We start from the raw sequence: 3,979 nt of genomic DNA, 5'->3' as shown, positions 1-3,979 counted from the left end.
GGGGTGCTGGAGCTGATGGCCGCGTTGCACGACGGGGATTGGGCGCTTGCCGAACTCTCAGTACCGGCGCACCGCAGCCACGCCAGTGGCTTGGTCGCCGCGCACCTGCAGTGGCACCTGGAGCGCCGGCTGCGGACCCTGCCGCTGATGGAGCGCGGCCACCGGGCGGATCGTCCGGCGGCCAACGAGTAATGCGGGGGCGGGACCCCCGCACTCACCCGATCAGTAGTTGTTGCAGGTGGCCGCGACCCCGGCCATGGTGTCGAAGTACGGCGCGGCCTCCGGCATCGTCTGGATCTGGTTGGCCATCCGCTGCCGCTTCTCCGGCGGCGAGGCGATGAACGACCGCAGGAACGACTGGGCCATCGGCGACTGGTTGAACTTCGCCGCCGCCGCCGGGTCCTGGTCGTTGAGCGCCGACATCACCTGCGCGTAGCTGCAGGTCGAGTTGACGAACGCGCCCAGGTCGGGGGCTGCGGAGGCCACTCCGGCCGCGGCGGAGACCGACAACAGCAGGCCGCCGACTGCAGCGGCGAGCCTGGCCAACGGTGATTCGACCATGGTGTGAAAGCCTTTCACTAAAGCGTGCCGGAAGCGACCCCCGGAAGCCAACGTATAGACAGGCTCAGCGTAGCCGATCCCGGTCGCGCCGGTACGGCAGCGCCGTCGGCCTGGTGTCAAATCGGCGGTGTCGTCGCTGGTCAGCCACTGGCTATGAGATTCATGGGAACACGCCGACCCGGACTGTCGGGTGTGCGGAGGTCGCTCAACCCGGCCTGCGCGCCCCGCTCGGCGCGGGTCGGGCAGGATATGGCGCATGGTAGTCATCCGGTCCCGCCGCTCCCGGGAAGCGCCGGTCTTGCCGCAGCTGCCCGCGGCGCCGGACGACTACCCGACGTTCCCGGACACCTCCACCTGGCCGGTGGTCTTCCCGCAGCTGCCGCCGGTGGCCGGTGGCGGGCCGCGTCGGCCGCCGCAGCACACCTCCACGGCGGCCGCCCCGGCGATCCCGGCCGGGCAGCTGCCCAACCACGTCGCGGTGGTGATGGACGGCAACGGCCGCTGGGCGGCCCAGCGCGGCCTGCACCGCACCGAGGGCCACAAGATGGGTGAGGCGGTGCTGATCGACATCACCTGCGGCGCCATCGAGCTGGGCATCAAGTGGCTGACGGTGTACGCGTTCTCCACCGAGAACTGGAAACGCTCCTCCGAGGAGGTCCGGTTCCTGATGGGGTTCAACCGCGAGGTGGTGCGCCGCCGGCGGGAGAACCTCGACGCGATGGGGGTGCGGATGCGCTGGGTGGGATCGCGGCCGCGGATGTGGCGCAGCGTGATCAAGGAATTCGAGATCGCCGAGAACATGACCGTGCACAACGACGTCATCACCATCAACTACTGCGTCAACTACGGCGGGCGCACCGAGATCGCCGAGGCGGCCAAGGCGATCGCCCGGGAAGCCGTCGCCGGCCGGCTGAACCCGGACCGGATCAGCGAGGCGACGATCGCCCGGCACCTGCACCGCCCGGACATGCCGGACGTGGACCTGCTGATCCGGACCTCCGGCGAGCAGCGCTCGTCCAACTTCATGCTCTGGCAGGCCGCCTACGCCGAGTACATCTTCCAGGAGAAGCTCTGGCCGGACTACGACCGGCGGGACCTCTGGGTGGCCTGCGCCGAGTACGCGCAGCGTCAGCGCCGGTTCGGGACCGCCTGATGTCCCCGCTGGCCGCGCGGCTGCTGGCCGCCCTGGGCGACGTGCCGGCGGTCACCGAGGAGGCCGACGGCGCGCTGACCGTCCGCTACGACGACACGCTGGCGTCGCTGCGGGTGGTCACCATCGCCGACGGGCTGGACCTGGTGTCGCTCACCCAGATCCTGGCCTGGGACCTGCCGGCGACCCGCACGCTGCGCGACCGGGTGATCGGGGCGGGCGGCGGCACGCTGCTCGGTTCGCTGACCCTGGTGGAGAAGCCGGCCGAGGCTACCCCGGCCGGCAAGCGCGGCTCCGGCAAGCGTGGCTCCGGCAAGACCGCCGACGTGCTGCTGCGGTACAACTTTCCCGGCGCCGGCCTGGCCGACGACGCGTTGCGCACCCTGGTGCTGCTGGTGCTGGACGCCGGGGCGGAGCTGCGCCGGACGCTGACCGGCTGAGCGGGTCGGTGGTCAAGCCCAGTTCGCGACGCTGGGTGTAGGTCTCGGTTCGGTTGACCGGGGCCTCGGCCAGCGGCGCCAACGGAGGGCCCCTGACGGGCCGCGTTCGTCTGCTTCGCCAGAACACCGGCGTCTATCCCCGGCACGCCGCGCAGGTGCCGAAGATCTCGATGGTGTGGCCGACCTCGGTGTATCCGTGCTCGGCGGCCACCCGCGCCGCCCACTCCTCCACCTCGGGGTCTTCCACCTCGACGGTGGCGCCGCAACCCCGGCAGACCAGGTGGTGGTGGTGCGCCTCCGAGCAGCGCCGGTACACCGACTCGCCGGTGTCGGCGCGCAGCGTGTCCACCAGCCCGGCCGCCGCCATCGCCTGCAGGGTGCGATACACCGTGGTCAGGCCGATGTTCTCGCCGCGCCGGCGCAGCACGTCGTGGATCTCCTGGGCGGAGCGGAAGTCGTCGATGGTCTCCAGCAGCGCCGAGATCGCCGCCCGCTGCCGGGTGGACCGCACCCCGGGAGTGGTCATCAGCGCTCCTCTCCGGCGTGCGCGACCGCGTCGACGACGATGTGCGCCAGATGATGGTCGGACAGCCGGTAGAGCACCTCCCGGCCGGAGCGCTCCGAGGCGACCACCCCGGCCGCCTTGAGGATCTTCAGGTGCTGGCTGACCAGCGGCTGCGGCACGTCCAGGGCGTCGACCAGTTGGTGTACGCAGCGCTGCGACTCCTGCAGCTGCAGCACGATCGCGATCCGCACCGGCGCGGCCAGCGCCCGCAGCAGCTCACCGGCCGCGTCCAGCAGCTCCCGAGGCGGCAGCGCCGACGGGGCGCCGTGTCGGTGATCGTCGGCGACGGCGCCGGACGGCGCGGGGGACATGCCACCACCTCCGAAATTGGAAACCGTTTTCAGTCGACTTCCACTTTCGCATGCGCATGGATGCATGTCAAAGAATCCGGGGTGGTCGCCTACGATGTCTGTTGCTCTGCAGAAGAGCATCCGCAGAGTTCATCCCCGAGGTTAAGGAGCGCACCAGCCGTGGCGTCCGTCATCGACACCGTCGTCAACCTGGCCAAGCGCCGCGGCCTGGTCTACCCGTCCGGTGAGATCTACGGCGGCACCAAGTCCGCCTGGGACTACGGCCCGCTGGGGGTGGAGTTCAAGGAGAACATCAAGCGCCAGTGGTGGCGGTCGGTGGTCACCTCCCGCGACGACGTGGTCGGCCTGGACTCCTCGATCATCCTGCCGCGCGAGGTGTGGGTGGCCTCCGGGCACGTCGAGGTCTTCCACGACCCGCTGGTGGAGTGCCTGAGCTGCCACAAGCGGCACCGGCAGGACCACATGCAGGAGGCCTACGCGGAGAAGGTCGCGAAGAAGGGCGGCAAGGAGGGGGACGCCGTCGACCCGGACACCGTGCCGATGAGCGAGATCGTCTGCCCGGACTGCGGCACCAAGGGTCAGTGGACCGAGCCGCGCGAGTTCAACATGATGCTCAAGACCCACCTCGGACCGATCGAGAGCGAGGACGGGCTGCACTACCTGCGGCCGGAGACCGCCCAGGGCATCTTCGTCAACTTCGCCAACGTGGTCACCACCGCGCGTCGCAAGCCGCCGTTCGGGATCGCCCAGACCGGCAAGAGCTTCCGAAACGAGATCACCCCGGGCAACTTCATCTTCCGCACCCGCGAGTTCGAGCAGATGGAGATGGAATTCTTCGTCAAGCCGGGCGAGGACGAGCAGTGGCATCAGTACTGGATCGACTACCGCCTTGACTGGTACACCGGCCTCGGTATCAACAAGGACAACCTGCGTCTGTTCGAACACCCGAAGG

6 protein-coding genes and 1 pseudogene are annotated in these 3,979 nt (G+C 69.8%); 4 read left to right on the top strand and 3 right to left on the bottom strand.

Annotation, left to right across the window (positions count from 1 at the left end; all coding sequences use genetic code 11):
• Positions 1 to 192 (top strand): annotated as a pseudogene (locus AC2VNT_RS04755) (DNA repair protein RecO); the annotation flags it as partial.
• A gap of 30 nt (positions 193 to 222) precedes the next feature.
• On the opposite strand, the gene AC2VNT_RS04750 reads toward AC2VNT_RS04755, so the two are convergent.
• Positions 223 to 561: a hemophore-related protein gene (locus tag AC2VNT_RS04750; protein ID WP_486945755.1), complete on the bottom strand. Its 339-nt coding sequence runs from the start codon at positions 559 to 561 to the stop codon at positions 223 to 225.
• A gap of 256 nt (positions 562 to 817) precedes the next feature.
• Here AC2VNT_RS04750 and AC2VNT_RS04745 point away from each other — a divergent pair, with 256 nt between their 5' ends.
• The gene (locus AC2VNT_RS04745; protein ID WP_486945754.1) at positions 818 to 1,714 is read left to right on the top strand and encodes a decaprenyl diphosphate synthase; all 897 of its coding nucleotides are present in this window, start codon (positions 818 to 820) and stop codon (positions 1,712 to 1,714) included.
• Positions 1,714 to 2,151 carry a hypothetical protein gene (locus AC2VNT_RS04740; protein WP_486945753.1) on the top strand — a complete coding sequence of 146 codons (438 nt, stop codon included), beginning with the start codon at positions 1,714 to 1,716 and terminating at the stop codon, positions 2,149 to 2,151. Before AC2VNT_RS04745 ends, AC2VNT_RS04740 begins: the two co-directional genes overlap by 1 nt.
• Before the next feature lie 133 nt (positions 2,152 to 2,284).
• Here the strand turns inward: AC2VNT_RS04740 and AC2VNT_RS04735 are convergent, their stop codons facing one another.
• Together AC2VNT_RS04735 and AC2VNT_RS04730 are read right to left on the bottom strand one after the other, a co-directional pair.
• Positions 2,285 to 2,677, bottom strand: coding sequence for a Fur family transcriptional regulator (locus tag AC2VNT_RS04735; RefSeq protein ID WP_486945752.1), 393 nt, complete (start codon positions 2,675 to 2,677; stop codon positions 2,285 to 2,287).
• Positions 2,677 to 3,027, bottom strand: coding sequence for an ArsR/SmtB family transcription factor (locus tag AC2VNT_RS04730; protein WP_486945751.1), 351 nt, complete (start codon positions 3,025 to 3,027; stop codon positions 2,677 to 2,679). The genes AC2VNT_RS04735 and AC2VNT_RS04730 overlap by 1 nt, the downstream gene beginning before the upstream one ends.
• Before the next feature lie 159 nt (positions 3,028 to 3,186).
• Between AC2VNT_RS04730 and AC2VNT_RS04725 the strand changes: the two genes are divergently transcribed.
• Positions 3,187 to 3,979, top strand: a 793-nt coding sequence (locus AC2VNT_RS04725; protein WP_486945750.1) for a glycine--tRNA ligase, incomplete at its 3' end; no start/stop codon positions are given.

This window comes from Mycobacterium sp. TH-M15, from assembly GCF_057473705.1.
The sequence above is the reverse complement of the archived record's forward strand: the minus strand, read 5'-3'. Positions and strand labels throughout refer to the sequence as shown.